This window comes from Pseudogulbenkiania sp. FW507-F1 (genome assembly GCF_058781125.1).
On sequence record NZ_JBYSWM010000014.1, the window covers coordinates 1 to 20,890 of the forward strand.

20 protein-coding genes and 1 pseudogene are annotated in these 20,890 nt (G+C 66.6%); 3 read left to right on the forward strand and 18 right to left on the reverse strand.

Annotated features, from left to right (window positions below):
- Positions 1–260: 260 nt before the first annotated feature.
- Entirely contained in the window at positions 261–1,253 is a 993-nt protein-coding gene (locus AC3WG5_RS10815; RefSeq protein ID WP_492568666.1) for a GlxA family transcriptional regulator, read from the forward strand.
- Between the two features lie 170 nt (positions 1,254–1,423).
- On the opposite strand, the gene AC3WG5_RS10820 is transcribed toward AC3WG5_RS10815, so the two are convergent.
- The 9 genes from AC3WG5_RS10820 to hemA all read right to left on the reverse strand — a co-directional run bounded on the left by AC3WG5_RS10820 (position 1,424) and on the right by hemA (position 10,941).
- Positions 1,424–3,382, reverse strand: coding sequence for an acetoacetate--CoA ligase (locus AC3WG5_RS10820; RefSeq protein WP_492568667.1), 1,959 nt, complete (start codon positions 3,380–3,382; stop codon positions 1,424–1,426).
- Positions 3,379–3,876 carry a thioesterase family protein gene (locus AC3WG5_RS10825; protein WP_492568668.1) on the reverse strand — a complete coding sequence of 166 codons (498 nt, stop codon included), beginning with the start codon at positions 3,874–3,876 and terminating at the stop codon, positions 3,379–3,381. The genes AC3WG5_RS10820 and AC3WG5_RS10825 overlap by 4 nt, the downstream gene beginning before the upstream one ends.
- A 1-nt stretch (position 3,877) precedes the next feature.
- Positions 3,878–4,843, reverse strand: coding sequence for an L-carnitine dehydrogenase (locus AC3WG5_RS10830; protein WP_492568669.1), 966 nt, complete (start codon positions 4,841–4,843; stop codon positions 3,878–3,880).
- A 126-nt stretch (positions 4,844–4,969) separates the two neighbouring features.
- Positions 4,970–5,860, reverse strand: coding sequence for a 3-dehydrocarnitine:acetyl-CoA trimethylamine transferase CdhC (gene cdhC / locus AC3WG5_RS10835; RefSeq protein WP_492568670.1), 891 nt, complete (start codon positions 5,858–5,860; stop codon positions 4,970–4,972).
- Between the two features lie 33 nt (positions 5,861–5,893).
- On the reverse strand, positions 5,894–6,835 hold the full coding sequence (locus AC3WG5_RS10840) for a choline ABC transporter substrate-binding protein (protein WP_492568671.1): 942 nt from the start codon (positions 6,833–6,835) through the stop codon (positions 5,894–5,896).
- A 393-nt stretch (positions 6,836–7,228) separates the two neighbouring features.
- Complete coding sequence (locus AC3WG5_RS10845; protein ID WP_482583640.1) at positions 7,229–8,095, reverse strand: DMT family transporter; 867 nt, start codon at positions 8,093–8,095, stop codon at positions 7,229–7,231.
- A gap of 187 nt (positions 8,096–8,282) precedes the next feature.
- Positions 8,283–8,474, reverse strand: a complete 192-nt coding sequence (locus AC3WG5_RS10850) for a YgaP family membrane protein (protein WP_008955829.1) — start codon at positions 8,472–8,474, stop codon at positions 8,283–8,285.
- A 137-nt stretch (positions 8,475–8,611) separates the two neighbouring features.
- Entirely contained in the window at positions 8,612–9,688 is a 1,077-nt protein-coding gene (gene prfA / locus AC3WG5_RS10855) for a peptide chain release factor 1 (RefSeq protein WP_294866453.1), read from the reverse strand.
- Positions 9,688–10,941 carry a glutamyl-tRNA reductase gene (hemA, locus tag AC3WG5_RS10860; RefSeq protein ID WP_014085503.1) on the reverse strand — a complete coding sequence of 418 codons (1,254 nt, stop codon included), beginning with the start codon at positions 10,939–10,941 and terminating at the stop codon, positions 9,688–9,690. Before hemA ends, prfA begins: the two co-directional genes overlap by 1 nt.
- Before the next feature lie 192 nt (positions 10,942–11,133).
- Between hemA and pdxH the strand changes: the two genes are divergently transcribed.
- The gene (gene pdxH / locus AC3WG5_RS10865) at positions 11,134–11,775 is read left to right on the forward strand and encodes a pyridoxamine 5'-phosphate oxidase (RefSeq protein ID WP_492568673.1); all 642 of its coding nucleotides are present in this window, start codon (positions 11,134–11,136) and stop codon (positions 11,773–11,775) included.
- Positions 11,776–11,864: 89 nt separating this feature from the next.
- Here the strand turns inward: pdxH and AC3WG5_RS10870 are convergent, their stop codons facing one another.
- From AC3WG5_RS10870 to AC3WG5_RS10910, 9 genes and pseudogenes are all read right to left on the reverse strand, one after another.
- Positions 11,865–12,071 (reverse strand): CDGSH iron-sulfur domain-containing protein, encoded by a 207-nt coding sequence (locus tag AC3WG5_RS10870; protein ID WP_008955825.1) that lies wholly within the window; start codon positions 12,069–12,071, stop codon positions 11,865–11,867.
- A gap of 64 nt (positions 12,072–12,135) precedes the next feature.
- Positions 12,136–12,612: an aminoacyl-tRNA deacylase gene (locus tag AC3WG5_RS10875; protein WP_294866460.1), complete on the reverse strand. Its 477-nt coding sequence runs from the start codon at positions 12,610–12,612 to the stop codon at positions 12,136–12,138.
- A 221-nt stretch (positions 12,613–12,833) separates the two neighbouring features.
- On the reverse strand, positions 12,834–13,097 hold the full coding sequence (locus tag AC3WG5_RS10880; protein ID WP_008955823.1) for a hypothetical protein: 264 nt from the start codon (positions 13,095–13,097) through the stop codon (positions 12,834–12,836).
- Between the two features lie 162 nt (positions 13,098–13,259).
- Entirely contained in the window at positions 13,260–13,832 is a 573-nt protein-coding gene (locus tag AC3WG5_RS10885; protein WP_492568674.1) for a hypothetical protein, read from the reverse strand.
- A pseudogene (locus AC3WG5_RS10890) lies at positions 13,829–14,104 on the reverse strand (methyl-accepting chemotaxis protein); the annotation flags it as partial. The gene AC3WG5_RS10885 and the pseudogene AC3WG5_RS10890, both read right to left, overlap by 4 nt.
- 541 nt (positions 14,105–14,645) lie before the next feature.
- Positions 14,646–15,011: a response regulator gene (locus tag AC3WG5_RS10895; protein ID WP_482583646.1), complete on the reverse strand. Its 366-nt coding sequence runs from the start codon at positions 15,009–15,011 to the stop codon at positions 14,646–14,648.
- A gap of 33 nt (positions 15,012–15,044) precedes the next feature.
- Positions 15,045–16,022: a chemotaxis protein CheX gene (locus AC3WG5_RS10900; RefSeq protein WP_482583647.1), complete on the reverse strand. Its 978-nt coding sequence runs from the start codon at positions 16,020–16,022 to the stop codon at positions 15,045–15,047.
- Between the two features lie 58 nt (positions 16,023–16,080).
- Positions 16,081–18,525, reverse strand: coding sequence for an ATP-binding protein (locus AC3WG5_RS10905; protein WP_492568675.1), 2,445 nt, complete (start codon positions 18,523–18,525; stop codon positions 16,081–16,083).
- Between the two features lie 490 nt (positions 18,526–19,015).
- A complete protein-coding gene (locus AC3WG5_RS10910) occupies positions 19,016–19,489 on the reverse strand; it encodes an Lrp/AsnC family transcriptional regulator (RefSeq protein ID WP_492568676.1) in 474 nt (157 codons plus the stop codon).
- Positions 19,490–19,628: 139 nt separating this feature from the next.
- Here AC3WG5_RS10910 and kynU point away from each other — a divergent pair, with 139 nt between their 5' ends.
- Positions 19,629–20,879, forward strand: a complete 1,251-nt coding sequence (kynU, locus tag AC3WG5_RS10915; RefSeq protein ID WP_492568677.1) for a kynureninase — start codon at positions 19,629–19,631, stop codon at positions 20,877–20,879.
- The last annotated feature ends 11 nt before the right edge of the window (positions 20,880–20,890 follow it).

Consider the following 20,890-nt stretch of genomic DNA (forward strand, 5'->3'; position numbering starts at 1 on the left):
GGGGTGGATTCGGCGGGGGTCGGGCTCATCGTGTCGGTTCGCTGTCTGGGGCTGGGAAAAAGGAAAACGCGCAGACGCCCGGACCAGCCTCGACGCACCGGGCGAGGTTCAATGATATCGGCTAAACCTTACGCAAACATGGAGAGAATGCGAATTCGTGCCACGCGTCATGCCGGTCGGGAGGGCTCCCGGCGCCGGACTCGGCGCCGTGTCGCGCATGCGCTATGCTGTGTCACCCCCCAACCGAGCCGCCCCGCCCGATGAGCGCCCCTTGCCCGACTCCGCCGACCGCCGTCCCCGAAGACGTCCACTTCGTGCTGTTGCCGGAATTCTCCATGCTCGGCCTGCTGTCGGCGATCGAGCCGCTGCGCGTCGCCAACCGCTTCCATCCGGCGCTGTACCGCTGGCACCTGCTGAGCCTGGACGGCGGCGCGGTCAGCGCCAGCAACGGCATGTCGCTGGCGGCGGAGGGCGCCTGCAGCGGGGCGGGAGCGGTGCGCACGCTGTTCGTGGTGGCGGGCTTCAACCCGCTGGCGCACGCCACGTCGGCGTTGACCGCCTGGCTGCGCCAGCTCGCGCGGCAGGGTGCGACGCTGGGCGGCATCGACACCGGCTGCTTCGTGCTGGCCGAGGCCGGGGTGTTCCGGCACGAGAAGCTGACGCTGCACTGGGAGGCGATCGCGGCGTTTCGCGAGCACTACCCAGCGCTCAACGTCACCCAGGAGCTGTTCGAGATCGACGGCGCGCGCATCAGCTCGGCCGGCGGCACCGCCTCGATCGACCTGATGCTGGAGCTGATCGGCCGCCGCCACGGCGCCGAGCTGGCGATGCAGGTGTCCGAGCAGTTCGTGCTGGGCCGCATCCGTGCCAAGTCGGACCACCAGCGCCTGCAGATCGCGGTGCGCTACGGCGTGCACAACCGCAAGCTGGTGAACGCCATTGGCGCCATGGAACGGCATCTCGAGACGCCGCTGACGGCGGACGAGCTGGCCGAGACGGTGGGGGTGACGCGGCGCCAGCTGGAGCGGCTGTTCCGCGCCCAGTTCGACGATACCCCGGGCGCGTTCTACCTGAAGTTGCGGCTGGAGAGGGCGCGCGAGCTGCTGCGCCAGACCGGGATGAGCGTGATGGAGATCGGCGTGGCGTGCGGTTTCGACTCGGCCACCTATTTCGCGCGCGCCTACCGCCAGCGCTATGGGGTGACGCCGAGCCACGACCGCCACGAAGAGAGCGCCGCGCGCGCGGCACCCTGACCGTAGGGTGGAAGCCCCGCCTACGGGGCGTTCCGCCAAGCCGGTGCGCCACGAATCAGCGGCGCATTCGACACACGCACATACCGACGAGGTATATAGCGGAGTGTCGGCGGATCGCCCCGTATTCCTTCGCAACGCTGCGCTACCTTGCTCAGTCAGGGGCATCCGCCCTACACCGCCAGCTCGGCCAGATTGCGGAACAGTTCCAGCGCCTCCGGGTTGGCCAGCGCCGTCACGTTCTTCACCGGCCGGCCGTGCACCACCTCGCGCACCGCCAGCTCCACCGGCTTGCCGCTTTGCGTGCGCGGGATATCCGCCACCTGGACAATGCGCGCCGGCACGTGGCGCGGCGTGGTGTGGCGGCGGATGCGCACGCGGATCGTCTGCTGCAGCTCATCACTCAGCGTCAGCCCGGCGGCCAGCCGCACAAACAGCACCACGCGCACGTCGCCCTGCCAGTCCTGGCCGATGGCGAGCGACTCCAGCACCTCGGGCACCGTCTCCACCTGGCGGTAGATCTCGGCGGTGCCGATGCGCACCCCGCCGGGATTGAGCACGGTGTCGGAGCGGCCGTGGATGATCAGCCCGCCGCGCGTGCTCAGCTCGGCCCAGTCGCCGTGCACCCAGACACCGGGGAAGCGTTCGAAGTAGGCGGCGCGGTACTTGGCTCCGTCGGCATCGTTCCAGAAGCCGAGCGGCATCGACGGGAACGGCCTGGTGCACACCAGTTCGCCCTTCTCCCCCACCACCGGCGCCCCGGCCTCGTTCCACACCTCGACCGCCATGCCGAGCCCGCGCGCCTGCAGCTCACCGCGATACACCGGCTTGGCCGGGCAGCCGAGCGCGAAGCAGGACACGATGTCGGTGCCGCCGGAGATCGAGCACAGCGCCACGTCCGGCTTGATGGCGCGGTAGACGTAGTCGTAGCTGGCCGGCAACAGCGGCGAACCGGTGGAGTAGACGAAACGCAGGCTGGTGAGGTCGTAGCGCTCGCCCGGCGCGACGCCGGCCTTCTCCAGCGCCGACAGATACTTGGCGCTGGTGCCGAAATGGGTCAGCCGCGTCGCCTCGGCGATGCGCCACAGCACGTCGGGTGCGTCGTTCAGCAGCGGCGCGCCGTCGTACAGCACCAGCGTCGCCCCCACCGCCAGCGCCGACACCATCCAGTTCCACATCATCCAGCCGCAGGTGGTGTAGTACAGCAGGCGGTCGCCATCCGCGAGGTCGCCGTGCAGCATGTGTTCCTTCAGGTGCTGCAGCAGCGTGCCGCCGGCGCCATGCACGATGCACTTGGGCTGGCCGGTGGTGCCGGACGAATACAGGATGGTGAGCGGCGCCTCGAACGGCATCGGCACGAAGTCGATGTCGCCGGCCGGGTACGCTGCGACGAAGTCGTCCCACGTCACCGCCTTGGCCATCCCGCCGAGTTCCGGCACGCCGCCGACGTAGTTCCACACCACCACGCGTTCGAGCCCCGGCAGCGCGCCGGCCAGTTCGGCCAACTTGGCGCGCACGTCGATCGCCTTGCCGTTGTAACGGTAGCCGTCGCTGGCGAACAGCACCTTGGGGGCTATCTGGCCGAAGCGGTCGAGCACGCCCTCGACGCCGAAATCGGGCGAACAGCTGCTCCACACCGCGCCCAGGCTGGCGGTGGCCAGCATCGCCGCCACCGTCTCCGGCATGTTCGGCACCAGGCCGGCCACCCGGTCGCCGGGGCCGACGCCCTGGGCGCGCAAGGCCTGGGCCAGGCGCGACACGGTGTCGTAGAGCCGACACCAGCTCCAGGTCGCGCGCACCTGATCCTCGCCATAGAACGCCAGTGCCACGCCGTCGTCGCGCCGGCGCAGCAGGTTGGCGGCGAAGTTCAGGCGCGCGCCGACGAACCAGCGCGCGCCGGGCATGCGCTCGCCGTGCTCCAGCACCGTGTCGGCCTCGCGCATCGCACGCACCCCGGCGAAGCGCCACAACGCCTGCCAGAACGCCGCCGGCTCGCGGATCGACCACTCGTACAGCGCGTCGTAGTCGTCGAGCGCGATGCCCTGCTCGCACGCCACCTCGGCGCGGAAGGCGTCGAGCCGGCACGGTGCGCTGGGCTGCCACAAGGGCTCGTTGGGAACGGGTACGCTCATCTCGGCCCGCCCTCCGTGCCGACGCGCCGCGGCAGCCCGATCACCCGGCCGGCGTAGGCCGGGCGTGGCAGGCCGGCATGTGCCGCCGCCAGCGTCTCGACCCTGGCCAGCACCACCGCACCGAACGGTGCCGAGCACGCGCGCTCGGTATCCACGTGCAGCAGCATCTGCTCGCTGGCGGCCACCGGCTCGGCCTCGTCGCCACGATGCAGCGTGAAGTAGACGTGCAGGCGCTTGCTGTCGTGGGCCAGCAGCTGGCAGTCCACCCGCACCGCCTCGCCCTGCTTCAGCTCGGAGAGGTAGTTCAGGTGCACCTCCAGCGTGTAGACCGAGCGCCGGCTGCGCTCGCGCTCCGCCGCGTCGAGCCCGATGGCGTCGATCAGCGCGTCGGCGGCGTAGCTGAACAGCAGCAGGTAGAAGGCGTCGCGCAGGTGGCCGTTGTAGTCGACCCACTCGGCGCGGACCTCGTCGCGGTACAGCGTCAGCGCGCTCATCTCATTCCTCCGGATTCAGGCCGTGACGCGCCTTGGCCGCCGCCACCGCCGCCTGCACGCCGAGCAGGCAGTCGTCGCGGTAGCGCTCCAGCGCCTTGATCGAGCGCTCGCCCTGCTGCTCCGCCGTGCCCTCGACCACGCGTTCGATCAGCTCGTCGGTCAGCTCCGGCGCCGGCAGATAGGTCCACGGCAGCTGCAGCGCCGGCCCGAACTGCTGCATGAAGTGGCGCATGCCCGCCTCGCCGCCGGCCAGGGTGTAGATCTGGAAGGTGCCCATGAAGGCCCAGCGCAGGCCGGCGCCGAAACGGATGGCGTCGTCGATCTCGCCAGTAGTCGCCACGCCGTCGTTGACCAGGTGCAGTGCCTCGCGCCACAAGGCTTCCAGCAGGCGGTCGGCGATGAAGCCGGGCACCTCCTTGCGCACGTGCAAGGGCCGCATGCCGAGGCCGGCGTAGATCGCCTTGGCGGCCTCGATGGTCTCCGGCGAGGTCTTCTCCCCGCCCACCACCTCGACCAGCGGCAACAGGTACACCGGGTTGAACGGGTGGCCGACGATGCAGCGCTCCGGGTGCACGGCGTCGCGGTAGAACTCGGACGGCAAGAGGCCCGAGGTGGACGAGGCGATGATGGCCCCCGGCTTGGCCGCAGCCGACACCCGGGCGTGCAGCTCCAGTTTCAGCTCCAGCCGCTCCGGCGCGCTCTCCTGGATGAAGTCGGCGTCGGCCACCGCCTCCTCGATGGTGGCGACGAAGCGCAGCCGAGCCGGCGAGGCGCCGGGCTTGAGGCCGGCCTGCTCCAGCGCCGGCCAGGCGTTGGCGACGTTGGCGCGCAGTTGCGCCTCGGCACCCGGCGCCGGGTCCCAGGCCACCACGTCGAGGCCGTTGGCGAGCGCGCGCGCCACCCAGCCGCTGCCGATCACGCCGACGCCGAGCGCGGCAAAAGTTTGGATTTTGGTGATTACAGACATGAACATCCCCTGTAGCTTGAACATGGGTAAGTTGGATGTAGGTCGGTTGGGCTTGGCTAGGTTGGGCTGCTAAGCCCAACGATCCGGACGCAACCCTGTTGGGCTTGGCGGCCCAACCTACAAGAGCTAGCCGCGCTTCTTCAGCCCCAGCTTCTGGCGGCCTTCTTCCGGCGTCAGCGTGCGCGCGCCGAGCTTCTGCACCAGGTCGATGGCGCGCTCCACCAGCGAGCCGTTGCAGGCAAACACGCCGCGGTCGAGGTAGAGGTTGTCCTCCAGGCCGACGCGCACGTTGCCGCCCAACAGCACCGCCTGCGCCACCATCGGCATCTGCATGCGGCCGATGCCGAAGCCGGCCCAGTTCGCCCCCGGCGGCAGGTTGTCGACCATCGCCTTCATGGTGGTGGTGTCGGCCGGCGCCCCCCAGGGGATGCCGAGGCAGAGCTGGAACAGCGGCGCGTCGTCGAGCAGGCCTTCCTTCAACAGCTGCTTGGCGAACCACAGGTGGCCGGTGTCGAACACCTCCAGCTCCGGCTTCACGCCCAGCTCCTGGATGCGCCTGGCGCCGGCGCGCAGCTGCGCCGGGGTCGAGACATAGATGTAGTCGCCGTCGCCGAAGTTGAGCGTGCCGCAGTCGAGCGTGCAGATCTCCGGCAACAGCTCCTCGACGTGGATCAGCCGTTCCAGCCCGCCCACCAGGTCGGTGCCGGGGCCGAACTCCATCGGTTTTTCACCGGCGCCGATCTCCAGGTCGCCGCCCATGCCGGCGGTCAGGTTGAGAATCATGTCGACGCCGGAGGAACGGATGCGGTCCACCAGCTCGCGGTACAGCTTCGGGTCGCGGCTGGGCTTGCCGGTGTCCGGGTTGCGCACGTGGCAGTGCACCACGGTGGCGCCGGCACGGGCCGCCTCGATGGCGGCGTCGGCGATCTGGCGCGGGGTGACCGGGATGGCCGGGTGCTTGCCGACGGTGTCGCCGGCGCCGGTCACCGCGCAGGTGACGATGACGTCATGGTTCATGCTGTGTCCTTTCTGCGGGAATCGGGGGCCGGCTTACTGCGCCAGATAGCTCTTCACGGCGTCCAGTCCGGGCTTGCCGTCGAAGGTGGTGACGCCGTCGAGCCAGGCGGTCAGCACCTGCGGGTTGCGTTGCAGCCACTGCTTGGCGGCGCTGGCCGGGTCGACCTTGTTCATGATCGGGTCCATCACGCGGTTTTCCATGTCGAGGGTGAACTTGAAGTTGCCGACCAGCTTGCCGGCGTTGGGGCAGCGCTGCTGGTAGTCGTTGGCCAGCACCGTGTACACCTTGGAGCCGCCGTAGTTGGGGCCGAACTGCTTGTCGCCGCCGGAGAGGTAGGTCAGCTTCATCAGGAAGTTCATCGGGTGCGGCTCCCAGGCCAGGAACACGATCGGGCGCTTCTGGCGGAACGCCTTGGTGGCCTCGACCAGCATGCCGGCCTCGCTCGACTCGATCAGCTTGAAGCCCTTCAGGCCGAATTCGTTGCTGTCGATCATCTTCTTGATCTGGGCGTTGCCCTGGCTGCCGGGCTCGATGCCGTAGATCTTGCCGTCCAGTTCCTTGCGGAATCTGGCGATGTCGGCAAACGTCTTCAGGCCGCGCTCGGCGGCGTAGCTCGGCACCGCCAGCGTGTACTTGGCGCCGTCGAGGTTGGCGCCGGGCAGCACCTGCAGCGACTTGCTCTGCACGAACGGGGTGATGGCCGGGGTCTGCGATGGGTCCCAGTAGCCGAGGTAGACGTCCAGCTGCTTGCTCTTCAGGCCGGCGAACACGATGGGCTCGGAGGCGATGGTCTTGCTCGGGACGTAGCCCAGCCCCTTGAACACCACCGTCGCGAGCCCGGTGGTGGCGGCGATGTCGGTCCAGCCGACGTCGGCAAAACGCACGTTGCGGCAGCTTTCCGGCTCCGCGGCCAAGGCCGGCAGCGCCAGCAGCGAAGAGAGGCACAGCACCAGCGGTTTGATATCCAGTTTCATGTCCTAGCTCCGTGATAAAGAATCGGTCCTGTTCCGACCCGCGGGCCGTTGCGACGGCCATCCACGCGGCGCCCGGTGGCACCGCCGTCACCCGGCGGAGGGGGTAGTGGCGTCACTGTAGCGGCATCGGCCCCCGGCCCAGCGAACTCTGGCGACATTTGATCGGACTGGAGCGACACGCTGGCGCCACAAACGAAAAACGGGGAGCCGAAGCCCCCCGTTGGGTGAAAAGGTTGGCCGAAGCCGTCAAAACCCGCCCCCAGGAGGCGAGCGCGCCAAAGCCGGTCGAGTGCCGCCGAAGCACAGGAACCGGAATGGACACGGAGTCCATGAGGATTCCGAGCATCGCCGGCGCTCACGATGCGCAGGCGCAGCCGCCTACCGGGATGGATTTCAGCCGCGCCGTCGCCAGCCTAATAGCAGCACCCCGGCCAGGATCAGCACCCCGCCCCCCAGCATCGCCGCGCTCACCGCCTCGCCCAGCCACATCGCCCCCCACAACACGCCGAACACCGGCACCAGGTAGGTGACGCTGCTGGCGCGGGTGGCGCCAAGCTTCTCGATCAGGCGGTAGAAGATCACGTAGGCCAACGCCGTGCAGGCCAGCGCCAACAGCAGCACCGCGCCCCACACCTTGCCCTGCGGAACGACCGGCGGCCAGGTGACCAGCGCCAGCGGCAACAGCAATACGGCGCCCGAGGCCAGACTGCCGGTCGCGGTCACCAGGGGCGGCAGGCCCGGCAGCCAGCGCTTGGCCATGTGGCCGGACCAGCCGTAGCAGGCGGTGGCGCCGAGCATCGCCAGCACCGGCATCCCGCTGTCCAGGCCGAACGCGGCGCCGCGTCCCAGCGTCAGCACCAGCACCCCGGCCAGCCCCAGCGCCAGCCCGGCGGCGCGCTGCCGGGTCATCGCCTCGCCCGCCAGCGGCATCGCCCACAGCGCGGTCATCAGCGGCGTGGTGGCGTTGAGCACCGAGGCCACCCCGGCCGGCAGGCTGAGCGTGGCCCAGGCGATCAGGCAGAACGGCAGCGCCGACAGGAACACCCCGACGATAGCGATGGCGCGCCAATGCTGGCGCCACAGCGCGATCCCGCCCTGCCACAGCAGCAAGGGCAGCAAGGCCAGCGCCGCCACGCTGAGGCGCAGCGCGATCAGCGGGAACGGCCCCAGCTCCGGCACCGCCACGCGCATGAACAGGAACGAGCCGCCCCACATCGCGGCCAGCAACACCAGCCACAGCCAGTCGCGCCGCTCAGCCATGGCGCACCTCCGCCACGACGGTCACGGCGCGCCGACGGCGACGCCCGGAATAACGACTCGGAAGATTCATCGGGATGTCCTCGCAAAACGCCAGTGTAGAGAAGGTGGCGTCTTATGACGATCCGATTCTTGCTGTGCAAATGGAAACCGCCGCGCAGGGCGGCGGCGGACAGGACGGAAGCAACGGCTAGTGGCGGCACTTGCAGGTGTTGATGCCGAGTAGCGCGTACGGCGGGCACCAGCCGACCAGGCCGGTGGCGAGCGGAATCAGCCCCAGCCAGCCCCACGGGCTGTGCGGCCCGACCAGCGCCAGGCTGACGATGCCCAGCCCCGCCGCGATGCGTACCACGCGTTCGATCCTGCCGATGTTCTGCTTCATCACTCGCTCCTTTGTGCGCCATTCGAAAACAATATATACAAATATATAATATATGGCACTTAAAAAGGCAAGCCTGCCCCCAAACGAAACGGGCCGCCCGAAGGCGGCCCGCGTGGCGGTAAAGCAGGAGATGCGACTCAGTCGCCCATGGCGGCCAGAAGCTCGGCCTGGTGTTCGGCGATCAGCGCGTCGGTGAGTTCGAACAGGTCGCCGTCCATTACCTGGTCGAGCTTGTACAGCGTCAGGTTGATACGGTGGTCGGTGATGCGGCCCTGCGGGTAGTTGTAGGTGCGGATGCGCTCGGAGCGGTCGCCCGAGCCGATCAGGCTCTTGCGCTCGGCGGCCACCGATTGCTGCTGCGCGCGCAGCTGGATGTCGTAGATGCGCGCCGCCAGCACCTGCATCGCGCTGGCCTTGTTGGCGTGCTGCGAGCGGCCGTCCTGGCATTCGGCGACGATGCCGGTGGGCAGGTGGGTGATGCGCACCGCCGAGTCGGTCTTGTTGATGTGCTGGCCGCCGGCGCCGGAGGCGCGGAAGGTGTCGATGCGCAGGTCGGCCGGGTTCAGCACCACCTCGGCGATTTCCTCGGCCTCCGGCATCACCGCCACGGTGCAGGCCGAGGTGTGGATGCGGCCCTGGGTTTCGGTGGCCGGCACGCGCTGCACGCGGTGGCCGCCCGATTCGAACTTGAGGCGCGAGAAGGCGCCAAAGCCCACCAGCCGCACGATCACTTCCTTGTAGCCGCCGAGGTCCGACTCGGACGACGACACGATCTCGGCCTGCCAGCGGTTGCGCTCGGCAAAGCGCGTGTACATGCGCAACAGGTCGCCGGCGAACAGCGCCGCCTCGTCGCCGCCGGTGCCGGCGCGGATTTCGAGGAAGATGTTCTTCTCGTCGTTGGGGTCCTTGGGCAGCAACAGCTTCTGCAGCTCGACATCGAGGCTGGCCATGCGCTCCTTGCCTTCGTCGATCTCGGCCTGGGCGAACTCCTTCATGTCCGGGTCGGCCAGCATCTCGGTGGCGGTGGCGAGGTCGCTCTCGCACTGGCGATAGGCCTGGTAGGTTTCGACCACCGGCGTGAGTTCGGCGTGTTCGCGCGTCAGCTTGCGGAACGAGTCCATGTCCCGGGTGGCGGCTTCGCTCGCCAACAGATGGGTGACTTCTTCCAGCCGGTCCGCCAGCTGGCTCAACTTCGTCGCAATCGACGGTTTCATTACGACTCCGGGTGTAAACGGTAAAGACGCGTGATGGCGTGCACCAGCGCGTCATGCTCGGGGCCGTGGCCCGCGGACAGTGCCTGGGTCGGTGGGTGCATCAGCTTGTTGGTGAGCTGTTGCGACAGCGCTTCCAGCACCTTGGCCGGGTCGTCGCCGCGCGCCAGCTGCTTGTGCGCCGCCTCCAGCGCGTGGCGGCGCACGCGCTCGGCCTCGTCGCGCAGGCCGCGGATCAAGGGCACGGTCTCGCGCCGCTTGAGCCATTCGACGAATTCCTGCACGCGCGCCTGAATGATGGTCTCGGCCTCTTCCGCCGCCAGCTGGCGCGCTTCGCGGCCGACCTCGACCACGCTGGCGATGTCGTCCACGGTGTAGAGGAAGACGTCGTCCAGCTCGCCCACCTCGGCCTCGATGTCGCGCGGTACGGCGAGGTCGAGCATGAACACCGGGCGATGGCGGCGGATCTTGATGGCGCGCTCCATCAGGCCCTTGCCCAGGATCGGCAGCTGGCTCGCGGTGGAGGTCACCACCACGTCGTAGCGCGGCAGCGCCTCGGGCAGGTCGGACAGGGTGATGGCGTTGCCGCCGAAGCGTTCGGCCAACTTCTCGCCACGCTCCAGCGTGCGGTTGGCCACGGTGATACAGGACGGGTTGCGCGCGGCGAAGTGCGTGGCCACCAGCTCGATCATCTCGCCGGCGCCGATGAACAGCACCTTGAGCTCGCGGATGGTGGGGAAGATCTGCTCGGCCAGCTTCACCGCCGCCGCCGACATCGACACCGAGTTGGCGCCGACCGCGGTCTTGCTGCGCACTTCCTTGGCCACGGCGAAGGTTTTCTGGAACAGCGCGTTGAGCTGGGTGCCGAGCGTGCCGCTCTGCTCGGCGGCGCGCACCGCGTCCTTGATCTGACCGAGAATCTGCGTCTCGCCCAGCACCATCGAATCCAGCCCCGAGGCGACGCGGAAGGCGTGGCGCGCGGCGGCGGCGGCGTCGAGCTGGTACAGGTAGGGGACGAGTTCGTCGAGCGGCAGGCCGTGGAATTGCGACAGCCACTCCAGCGCCGCCTGCGGGTTGTGGCTCGCGCAGTAGATCTCGGTGCGGTTACAGGTGGAGACGATGGCCGCCTCGCCCGCGGCGTCGGAATGGACCAGGCTCTCCAGCGCTCCCGGCAATACCTCCGCCGGGAAAGCGAGCTTCTCCCTGACCGACAACGGCGCGGTTTGATGATTGAGTCCGAAAGCAACCAGGTGCATGAGCGGAAAGGCCGCAGGTTAAATGGCTTATTCTAGCCTAAACCAGTGTTCCCGTCCCTACTCCCCACGGCGGAGGAGCCGGTGTCACCTCAGCCGTCGGCCAAGCAAGCCGGATGGGCAGTCCGGCGCAGCCACACCCACTCCCCGCTGCCCCGGCCAAGGGAGTAAGATAGCGCCCCACAGGAGGACGCCATGTCGCTGAAGCTCGCCGATATCCGCCACGATTACGCCCAGAAGGAACTGTCGCCGGACGACTGCCTGCCCGACGCCGTCGCGCAGTTCACGCTCTGGCTCAACGAAGCCATCACCGCCAAGGTCAACGAGCCGACCGCGATGCACCTGGCCACCGTCGGCGGCGACGGCCGCCCCAGCGCGCGCATCGTGCTGCTCAAGGGGGTGGAGGACGGCCGCTTCGTGTTCTACACCAACTATCACAGCCGCAAGGGACGCCAGCTGACGGCCAACCCTTGGGTCTCGCTGACCTTCTTCTGGCCCGAGCTGGAACGCCAGGTGCGCATCGAAGGCAAGGCCGTGACGGTGGCGCCGGAGGTGTCCGACAGCTACTTCCACAGCCGCCCCTACGCCAGCCGCCTCGGCGCCTGGGCCTCGGAACAGAGCAGCGAGATTGCCTCCAAGACCGAGCTGATCAAGCGTGCCGCGCTGTTCGGCGCCAGGTACCCGCTGCACGTGCCGCGCCCGCCGCATTGGGGTGGCTTCGCCGTGGCCGCCGACCGCATCGAATTCTGGCAGGGCCGCCCCAGCCGGCTGCACGACCGCGTGGTGTACACGCTGAACGATGCCGGCCAGTGGCAGAAGTCGCGACTGGCGCCCTAACCCCGGGGTCGTCCCGCTAGCGCTAATAAAGGTTGGCCGAAGCCAACCTTTTTTGCTGTCTGCCGCGCCGGTGCCGTCCACGGGCGCCGCTACGACGGCTCGTCCAGATCGCTCTTGAATTCGGCCGCCTTGTGCGAACCGTCGCAGAACGGCTTGTTCCTGGAGTGGCCGCAGCGGCACAGCCAGACCTGGTCCCCCTCGACGGCGATCTCCCGGCCGCCCTGGGTGACGATCGTGAATTCGCCCTTGATGAGATACGGGCCGTTGTTGCGCGGCGTGATGATGGCTTTTCCCATGCGTGCTCCCTGACGCTAGGGCCGGCGCCGGCGCACTGGCGTCGCCCGCGCCGGCCCGGCTCCGTCACGTGCTCCAGCGGTGGGCGAAACTGCCCCGCTCCGCCTTGTCCATCAAGTTGAGGAACTGCTCGGTGCGCATGTGGATCAGGTCCTCGTGATCGCCCGCCTCGAAGTAGATGTCCGGCTGCATCGCCAGGCTCTCGTCGAGGTAGGTCTGCATGCCGTAGGCCATGCCCACCGGCGGCACCGCGCCGATTTCGCAGTCCTGGAACAGCGCCGACAACTCGGCCTCCCGGACCAGTTCCAGATCGCGTCCGGTGGCGTCCCTCAGCTCCGACATGTCCAGGCGGAAGGTGGACGGCAGCACCGCCGCGACATAGCCGCGCTCGTCGGCCAGCAGCACCGTCTTGGCCAGGCGGTCGCCCGGCACGTGCGCCACCTGGGCGGTTTCGCTGGTGGAATGGGTGTGCGCGTGATGCACGATATCGTACTGACTGCCCTTGCGGCTCAGACAGTCCTGCAAGGTGGTAGAGATCGACATGATCGTCCTCCTCCAAAGTCGGCCATGACCCGGCCGCCGGACGCCGACGGATGACGGGCGCGGGCCGTGCGCTATGCGAATGGTTGCCCCTTGATATTCTTTAAAGCTAGCCCGCTTTCCCCCACAAGTGAAGGCATCCGGCGGCACGCGCCCCGCCGTCCGTGCAATAAAAAGCCCGTCCACAACGGACGGGCTCGGCTGATACGCCACGCGCTGCCGGCTTACTTGGCGCCGGCGTCCTTCACGCACTTCTTCATGAAACTGCTCTTGGCGGCGCCCGCCAGCTTCTTCTCGGCGGCCTTGCCCTCGCAGCTCGACTGCGCTGCCATGCCCTTGCTGTCCTTCTCGCACTTCTTGAGGAAACTGGCCTTGGCGGCACCCGCCAGCTTCTTCTCCGCCGCCTTGGCTTCGCACGCGGCGTCGCCGGCCAGGGCCACGTTGGCCGAAACCAGGGCCAACAGGGCCATCATCACGAATTTGCGCATGGTTCACTTCCCTTCTTCCGATTGCAGTATGGTCGAACCCGATCGAACGCCCCCGGCAAGTCAGCCGACGGCAAAACGGCACGACACGCCGTTGGCATCAATGTAGCGCAGAACCCCAGCGCACCCAAGCCCTCGGGGTGCGCGGCCGGCCCGCCATGCCCCTCAGAACAGCTCGAGTTCACCCGCCGCTTCTACCTCCGGCTCGCGGCGGTCAACATCGAAATCCAGCGTGGCGCCACTGGCCAGGCACACACAGACCGTGACGTCGAAGCGCATGCCGTCGTCCACCGCCACCTCGAAGGACTGCACCCGCGTCGGTTTCAGGACAGACAGGTAGCGGGCGCAGCTGCTCTCGAGCCTGAACGGCGTCGACATGCCGGCATGCAGGAACTCGGCACACAGCCCACGGTTGACGGCACCGCACACCATGTTGACGAACTCGGCGTAGACGTCGAACTGGGCCTGATCGTCCAGGGGCCTGTCGCCGCCACGCCCCTGTCCGGTCAGATGCGCCGTGGTGGCCGCCGTGTTGTCGAAATCGAACAGCGCCACGATGCGGAACAGGTAGGACGACATGTTGAGCACCACGAGCTGGCGCTGACTGCCCTCGGCCGCCACGGCCCCCTCCGCCTTGCGGGTCACGGTGCAGCTCGCCCCACCGCCGAGGACACAGTGGTCGCGGATAGCCTTCTCGAACAACCAATCCATCGCGGCGCTTGCCTTGGCGGTCATCATGCCGATAGGTCCGCGCTGGCGATGGTCGACTGGATCTTCTCGGCCTTGGCCCGGATGCCGAACACGGCGGTGCGGATCATGTTGCCGCTCGCCTGCATGTCCTGGAACGTGGTGGTGGTGATGAGATCGTTCTTGTCGAGATTGCACTTGTAGTCCTGCGACAGCTTGGCCGAGGTCAGCGCCAGATCGCGCACGCCGTCCGCCACTACGGCAAAGCCGCGCCCGTGCTCGCCGGCACGGGCCGCCTCGATGGCGGCATTGAGCGCCAGCATCACCACGTTCTTCACGATGCGGGCAAATTCCTCGTTCTGTTCCTTGAGTTCCCGGTTGTTGCCCAAAATGGTCTGCATCTCGTCGTGCCAGCGCTCGACGGTCCGGACGATGCCCAACAGCAGTTCGATGTCGCGCTGCAGGGACGCCTGATCGGCGGTCAGTTCCGCCCGCACCCTGGCCAGCTGCCGGGCATGCTCCTGGGTCAGCTGCGACAGGCGGCCGTCGCATTCCACGGCGGCCTGCTCGGCCGCCAGGGCCAGCGCCGCCTCATGCACCGCGGTCTGCTGCGCCAGTTGCTGGCGCAGCGCGTCGGCTTCGGCGCGCCACGTGGCCTGGTGCGCTGCCAGCTCGTCGGCAGCCATGCGCCCGGACAGCTCGCGGATCAGCTCGTCGCGCTGCGCGATCTCCTTGCGGGCCAAGCGCTGCCCGACTGCGGCGCGCCACCCCAGGGCGGCCGCGCCCAGCACCATCCCCACGACCACCAGCAGGAACGTGTTTAGCGATAAATCCATCCCTCACCCTCTGCGGCCCGGCCGCTCCTCAGTTGGCCAGCTTCTTCAGTGTCGCGATCACGCCAGGACCGTTGAACGGCTTGACGATCCAGCCCTTGATGCCGGCGGCCTTGCCACGCTCCTTCATTGCCGGGCTGTTCTCGGTGGTCAGCATGATTATGTTGACGGCGATATTCTTCTGCTCGCTGCGGATTTTCTCGGCCATGGTCAGGCCGTCCATATTGGGCATGTTCACGTCGCTGACCACCAGCTTGATCGACGCATCCGCCTTGAGCTTGTCCAGCCCGTCCTTGCCGTCCACTGCGGTGGCGACCGCCAGGCCCTGCGACTTCAGAAAATCCGCCACCTCGTTGCGGACGGTACTGGAATCATCGACTACCAGAATCTGTGCCATGGAATATCCTTTTCAAAATGACATAAGCAATGATCAGAACAGCTCGAGCTCGCCGGCATCCACCAGCGACTCGACCGAAGGGTTTTCCCGGAACTCGTCGGGCGACCAGTTCAGGTTGAAGACGAAGCGCTGGAAGATCGGTACCGGTGCCGCCTCGGGACGATGACGCTCGCGTAGCAGGTACTTGAGGCACAGCTGCGGGTCTTCCGAGCCGAAGGAAATGAAGCCGCGCTGGTGGTTGATGATGATCGGTACCTGCGTCTGAAAGCGCTCGCTGCGGTTCTCATGGCCGACGTAGCGGTTCTTGAACGAGCCCCAGGCCAAGTTGGTCAGCTCACCCAGCACATTGTTGAGCTCGCGGAAGGTCCAGTGTTCGCCCTCCTGCCCCCCGGCGCGGCGCAGCAGCTCCAGTGCGGCCTCCTCCGAGGCCTGGAACATCATGTAGCCGCGGCACCAGTCGCTTTCGATGGCGATCAGCGTGAAAACTTCGCCGTAGATGAGGCGGTCCTTGACCAGATAAGGCGTCTCGGTATCGATGTCGCAGTGGGAAAACAATGTTTCCAACGAGGCCCGGGTGAAGTCGGTGATGCCGCGCACCAGTTCGTTGGGGTAGACGCGGCTGAAGATCGAGACCTCGAGCGAGGAACGCAGCTGCTGCAGGTCGGCCAGGGTGTAGGCACAGCGGAACATCGCCGCTGTCTTCTCGTCCAGCCCGGCCATGCTGGCCACGACGTCGCGGCGCAGGAAAATCGGCAACTCCGGGCGCGCTGCATGGATTTCCCGCGCCAGCGCCAGGCCCTGACCCGCCGAGCCGCCGAAATGCTCGTACAGCATGATGCCGCCGAGATCGACATTGGAGCGGAGGATGGCCATCACGCTGGCCGCATCGCGCTGCTGCGGGCGGATACCCACCAGCCCGCACTCCTCGCAGAAGGCCTTCAGGTGCTCGAAATGCGCTTCCACATCGTCCAACACCAGCACCTTGCTGACGACCAGCCTATCGTTCTTCATCTGCCAACCCTGCTCCTGATTCAACCAGCCCACCCTTGCCCACCGACGGCACCCCGCCTCAGACCACGCGCAGCTTGCCCTTGCCGGGCTCCGCCTCGTGCGCCCCCTGCTCGGCCCCTTCCGTGTTTCCTGTGGCAGCCGGCTCCTGACGCGCGCGCTCCACCAGCAGCACCTCGTCGCCCTCGACATGCTCGGCCAGGCTCTCCGGCAGGCACACCACGATCTCGAACTGGCGGAAATCGGTACCCACGGCGTCGTCGAGGAAACGGATCTCGATGCGGCCATGCTCACGCTTGACGAAGTCGTTCACCGCGTCCATGCCGACGCCACGCCCCGACACCTCGGTCACCTTCTCCGCGGTGGAGAATCCCGGACGGAAAATCTGGCGCGCAATGTCCTCGTCACCGAGCGGCTCGTCGGCTGCGATCAGTCCCTTCTCGATGGCCATCTGGCGGATGCGGGCCAGTGCCAGGCCACGCCCGTCGTCACTGAGACGAAGGTGCAACATGCCGCCGGCAACGCTCATCCTCAGGCGGATCAGGCCCGCCCCCGGCTTACCCTGCGCCAGTCGCACCGCCGGGGTTTCCAGGCCGTGGTCCATGGCATTGCGGATCAGGTGCATGAACACGTTCTTGAGCAGGCTGCCGGCCTGGTTGCGCACCACATAGCCGTTGTCTTCGATCTTCACCACCGGTGCGGCCTTGCCGAGTTCCTGCGCCAGTGCCGGCAGCGACTCCAACACGCCGCCCAGCACCTCGCTGATCGGCTCGGTGCCCAAGAGACGCAGCGCCTTGCGCACCGCATCGCGAGCCGCCACCAACTCGTGCAGGTTGCGGGTATTGATCTTTTCCAGGCGCTGGATGGCCTGCTGGATATGCTCCCGATCCACCATCAGATAACGCTCGCCACCACGCCGGCCCGGCCCCTTGCGCCCCAGGCTGACTTCATTGATGCGTGCATAGCACTCGACCATGGCCTTCACGCCGGCCAGCTCGTCCAGCAACATGACCTGATCCCAAGCGATGGCGGGGCGCGGCTTGCGCAGCTCGTCGTAGGTCTGCTCGGCCTCGTGCACGATGTTGGTCAGGTGCTGCAGCCCGTAGGTCCGGGCATTGCCCTTGATGGTATGCATGTGGCGGAACAGCTGCGCGATCGCCTCGGCGTCGTGCTCCGGATGCTGGCGGATCAGCAGTTCGTTCTCGTCGAGGAACTTGATCGCACCGGCGATGAAGTCGTGGAACTTCTCTTGGGTGACGGCAAGGATTTCGCCGATGATCTCCAGCTCGCGCTTCTGCTCGTTGGCCTCCGCCGCCAGCTTGCGCAGCTCGGTCACGTCGCGCACGCACAGCATCAGGCGCACGATGGTGTCGGTGTCATCGGTGATCGGCGACCAGCTCAGATCGAGAATCTTCACCCGGCCATCCGCCATGGTCTTTTCAATTTCGCCGACCAGCAGGTGCTCGTTAAAGGCGAAGTTCATGACATCCTCGCCGATGCACGCCCCGCCGACGGCCTCGAGCTGCGACAGCGCATCGGCGCCAAGATGGGTGTTGGCAAAGACCAGATCCATCATGTTGCGACCGGCGATAGCCTTGGTCTCGAAAATCGTTTCCAGATAAGCAGAAAACTCCGGGTGAACCTTGTTGCCATCGACGATGGTCAGAATGCCCTGCGGGATGTTCTGCAGCATGGCCTGCATGTCGGCCGTCTTTTGCTGCAGCAATTCCGAGCTTTCCTGAATTTTGGTGATCATGCTGTTGAACGCCACGATCGAATGGCCGATTTCATCCATGCGGTCGACCGGCACGCGGCGGGTGAAATCCTGGCTCGTGGCGATCTCGCTCATCATCGCCTGCATGCGGCTGATCGGCCGGGTGATCTGGCGGTACAGCAAGGCGCCGGCAGCGGCCAGCACCAGCGCGGCCAGGACGCTGACACCGGCGATGGCCATCACGGTATCCGACAGGTTTTCATTCAAGGCAGCAATCGCCTCGTCCTTGGTGCGGTTTTTCTCGATCCTCAAGGTGCCGATGATCTGTTCCATGGCCCGCTGGTACTGGGCCACGCTGGCGAACAGGCTGGCCTCGGCCAGGTCCTTCTGGCCCGCCAGCTTGAACTGCATCGTCTCGTCCACCGCTGCGAAGTAGTCGTCCAGACCCTCCTGGGCCTGCTGCAGTAGGCCTTGCTGGGTGGTGCTGCTGGCCTGCCGGAATTGCAGCTCCAGCCCGGCTTTCAGGCGCACTTTCTGTGCCGTCAGCTTGTCCTTGGCCTGGGCCGCGGTGTTGTCGTCCGGCGCGGTGACCAGCGTGATCGTGGCCAGCTGCACATCCTTGAGCAGTGCCACCAGATCGGCGGAAGCCAGGGCGCTGGGCACGACGCCCTCGGTCACCACCTTGACCTCGGCGGCGTTGTTGCGCGATTGCAGGATGCTGTAGCCGCCAATCGATGCAATGGCCAGGAAGGCCAAGACAATCAGCAGCGTGATCCGATGACGGAGATTCATTTTGCGTAATACCCCCGGAAGCAGACAATGGCCAAATACGTATTTGACATAAAGGCACAGATAAAAAAGAACTGCCAAGGCACCCAATAAGGCCTCCATTTTTTCAGATCAATATGACCCCTCTATGACAAAAGCAGATCAATGCTGAGTTGATTGTGCTATTTGGCATTCGCTATTTGATATGGATGACGAAGACATTTAAAGCTCGCCCCGGAACTACAGAGGCAGCCCGATTGAGGTGGCCTAGGCCGGGTTTGACTCACTGGAAACCGTGAAAGGAAGGAGAGATCAACAAAGCGGCATCAGGAAATACCGGCCGAATGGGAAGGAAAATGACGGGCGGCTTTTCAATATAAATGGCGAACGCATTTATATTCTCGATTCATGACAATCAAATAAACCCCCAGATAAAGACAAAGGAGCCTATCTAGGGTAAATGGGAGGCGATTAAATGATTACGGCGCGGTTCAATACGGTCAAATGCGCCGCCTCAGTCGCCCCGTCCCAGCGGTAACTGCCCGAGCCGGTCCTTGACCTTCTTCATCACGATATAGGAGCAGATGTCGCGCATGCCCGGAATCTTGTTGAGCTTCTCCACCACGAAATTCGAAAACGCCGTGAGATGGCGCGTGCGCACGTGCAGCACGTAGTTGGTCGGCCCGCTCACCACGTAGGCGGCGACGATCTCGTCGAGCGCCGCGATCTGCTCCAGAAACTGCTCGTGCCACTCCTCGCGCGAGCGGTCCAGCGTGACGTGCACGATGGCCTCCAGCTCGAAACCCAGCTGCTGCGCGTCGAGTTCGGCGTGGTAGCCGCGAATCAGGCCGTGCTCTTCCAGCGTGCGCACCCGGCGCAGGCAGGCCGACGGCGACAGCGCCACCTTGTCGGCCAGGTCCTGATTGCTGAGCCGGCCGTTCTGCTGCAGCGCAGCAAGAATGCGCCAATCTATCGAATCGACCTGCATCTGCAATATCCAATCGTTTAGCACTATTTCTTCGAATATTCTGCGAAAAATAGCACATCGACAAGTCGAACTTGCAATTTTGGCCAAAGCCTCCGGTGCTAGCATTAGTTCTCAGCCTCGCCCCACAAGGAGACCCACCATGCATACCCGTGAAGCCTGCCTCGCCGCCGACCGGCACGACCCGCTGGCCGCGCTCAAACAGCATTTCGAGCTGCCACCCGGCGTGATCTACCTCGACGGCAACTCGCTCGGCGTGCTGCCCAAGGCGGCTCGCGCGCGCAGCGCCGAGGTCATCGACCAGGAATGGGGCGTCGGCCTGATCCGCAGCTGGAACACCGCCAGCTGGTTCGACCTGCCGGCGCGCCTGGGCGACAAGCTCGCACGCCTGATCGGCGCCAACGGCGGCGAAGTGGTGGTCACCGACACCACCTCGCTCAACCTCTTCAAGTCGCTTGCCGCCGCCCTGCGCATCCAGCAGCAGGACCACCCCGAGCGCCGCGTGATCGTGTCCGAACGCGACAATTTCCCCACCGATCTCTACATGATCCAGGGCATGATGGACCTGCTGCAGCAGGGCTACCAGCTGCGCCTGATCGACGACGCCACGCCGCTGGAGGCGGCGCTGGGCGACGATGTGGCGGTGCTCTTGCTGTCGCACGTCAACTACCGCACCGGCTACCTCTACGACATGGCTGCCACCACCGTGCTGGCGCACCGCCACGGCATCCTCACCCTCTGGGACCTGGCGCACGCCGCCGGCGCGGTGCCGGTCGACCTCAACGGCGCCGAGGCCGACTTCGCCGTCGGCTGCACCTACAAATATCTCAACGGCGGCCCCGGTTCGCCCGCCTTCATCTGGGTGGCGGCGCGCCACCAGGACCGCTTCTGGCAGCCGCTGTCGGGCTGGTGGGGACACCAGCGCCCGTTCGCCATGGCCACCGACTACCAGCCCGCCAGCGGCATCCGCCGCTTCCTGTGCGGCACCCAGCCGATCGTCTCGATGTCGCTGATCGAATGCGGCCTGGACGTGGCATTGCAGGCCGACATGACGGCGGTACGCGACAAGTCGCTGGCGCTCACCGACCTCTTCATCGAGCTGGTGGAACAGCGCTGCGCCGACCACCCGCTCACCCTGGTCACCCCGCGCGAGCACGCCCGGCGCGGCAGCCACGTCAGCTTCAGCCACCCGCAGGGCTTCGCCGTGATGCAGGCCTTGATCGCGCGCGGCGTGATCGGCGACTACCGCGAGCCGGAAGTGCTGCGCTTCGGCGTCACCCCGCTCTACCTCGGCTACGCCGACATCTGGGACGCGGTGGACACGCTCAAGGACATCCTCGACAGCGGCAGCTGGGATCGCCCCGAATTCCACCAGCGCGCCTCGGTGACCTGAACCCCCGCGCC

Bases quoted from the DNA above. Each gene is read 5' to 3' on its own strand.
- AC3WG5_RS10815 (WP_492568666.1), top strand. From the start codon at position 261: ATGAGCGCCCCTTGCCCGACTCCGCCGACCGCCGTCCCCGAAGACGTC.
- AC3WG5_RS10820 (WP_492568667.1), bottom strand. From the start codon at position 3,382: ATGAGCGTACCCGTTCCCAACGAGCCCTTGTGGCAGCCCAGCGCACCG.
- AC3WG5_RS10825 (WP_492568668.1), bottom strand. From the start codon at position 3,876: ATGAGCGCGCTGACGCTGTACCGCGACGAGGTCCGCGCCGAGTGGGTC.
- AC3WG5_RS10830 (WP_492568669.1), bottom strand. From the start codon at position 4,843: ATGTCTGTAATCACCAAAATCCAAACTTTTGCCGCGCTCGGCGTCGGC.
- cdhC (WP_492568670.1), bottom strand. From the start codon at position 5,860: ATGAACCATGACGTCATCGTCACCTGCGCGGTGACCGGCGCCGGCGAC.
- AC3WG5_RS10840 (WP_492568671.1), bottom strand. From the start codon at position 6,835: ATGAAACTGGATATCAAACCGCTGGTGCTGTGCCTCTCTTCGCTGCTG.
- AC3WG5_RS10845 (WP_482583640.1), bottom strand. From the start codon at position 8,095: ATGGCTGAGCGGCGCGACTGGCTGTGGCTGGTGTTGCTGGCCGCGATG.
- AC3WG5_RS10850 (WP_008955829.1), bottom strand. From the start codon at position 8,474: ATGAAGCAGAACATCGGCAGGATCGAACGCGTGGTACGCATCGCGGCG.
- prfA (WP_294866453.1), bottom strand. From the start codon at position 9,688: ATGAAACCGTCGATTGCGACGAAGTTGAGCCAGCTGGCGGACCGGCTG.
- hemA (WP_014085503.1), bottom strand. From the start codon at position 10,941: ATGCACCTGGTTGCTTTCGGACTCAATCATCAAACCGCGCCGTTGTCG.
- pdxH (WP_492568673.1), top strand. From the start codon at position 11,134: ATGTCGCTGAAGCTCGCCGATATCCGCCACGATTACGCCCAGAAGGAA.
- AC3WG5_RS10870 (WP_008955825.1), bottom strand. From the start codon at position 12,071: ATGGGAAAAGCCATCATCACGCCGCGCAACAACGGCCCGTATCTCATC.
- AC3WG5_RS10875 (WP_294866460.1), bottom strand. From the start codon at position 12,612: ATGTCGATCTCTACCACCTTGCAGGACTGTCTGAGCCGCAAGGGCAGT.
- AC3WG5_RS10880 (WP_008955823.1), bottom strand. From the start codon at position 13,097: ATGCGCAAATTCGTGATGATGGCCCTGTTGGCCCTGGTTTCGGCCAAC.
- AC3WG5_RS10885 (WP_492568674.1), bottom strand. From the start codon at position 13,832: ATGATGACCGCCAAGGCAAGCGCCGCGATGGATTGGTTGTTCGAGAAG.
- AC3WG5_RS10895 (WP_482583646.1), bottom strand. From the start codon at position 15,011: ATGGCACAGATTCTGGTAGTCGATGATTCCAGTACCGTCCGCAACGAG.
- AC3WG5_RS10900 (WP_482583647.1), bottom strand. From the start codon at position 16,022: ATGAAGAACGATAGGCTGGTCGTCAGCAAGGTGCTGGTGTTGGACGAT.
- AC3WG5_RS10905 (WP_492568675.1), bottom strand. From the start codon at position 18,525: ATGAATCTCCGTCATCGGATCACGCTGCTGATTGTCTTGGCCTTCCTG.
- AC3WG5_RS10910 (WP_492568676.1), bottom strand. From the start codon at position 19,489: ATGCAGGTCGATTCGATAGATTGGCGCATTCTTGCTGCGCTGCAGCAG.
- kynU (WP_492568677.1), top strand. From the start codon at position 19,629: ATGCATACCCGTGAAGCCTGCCTCGCCGCCGACCGGCACGACCCGCTG.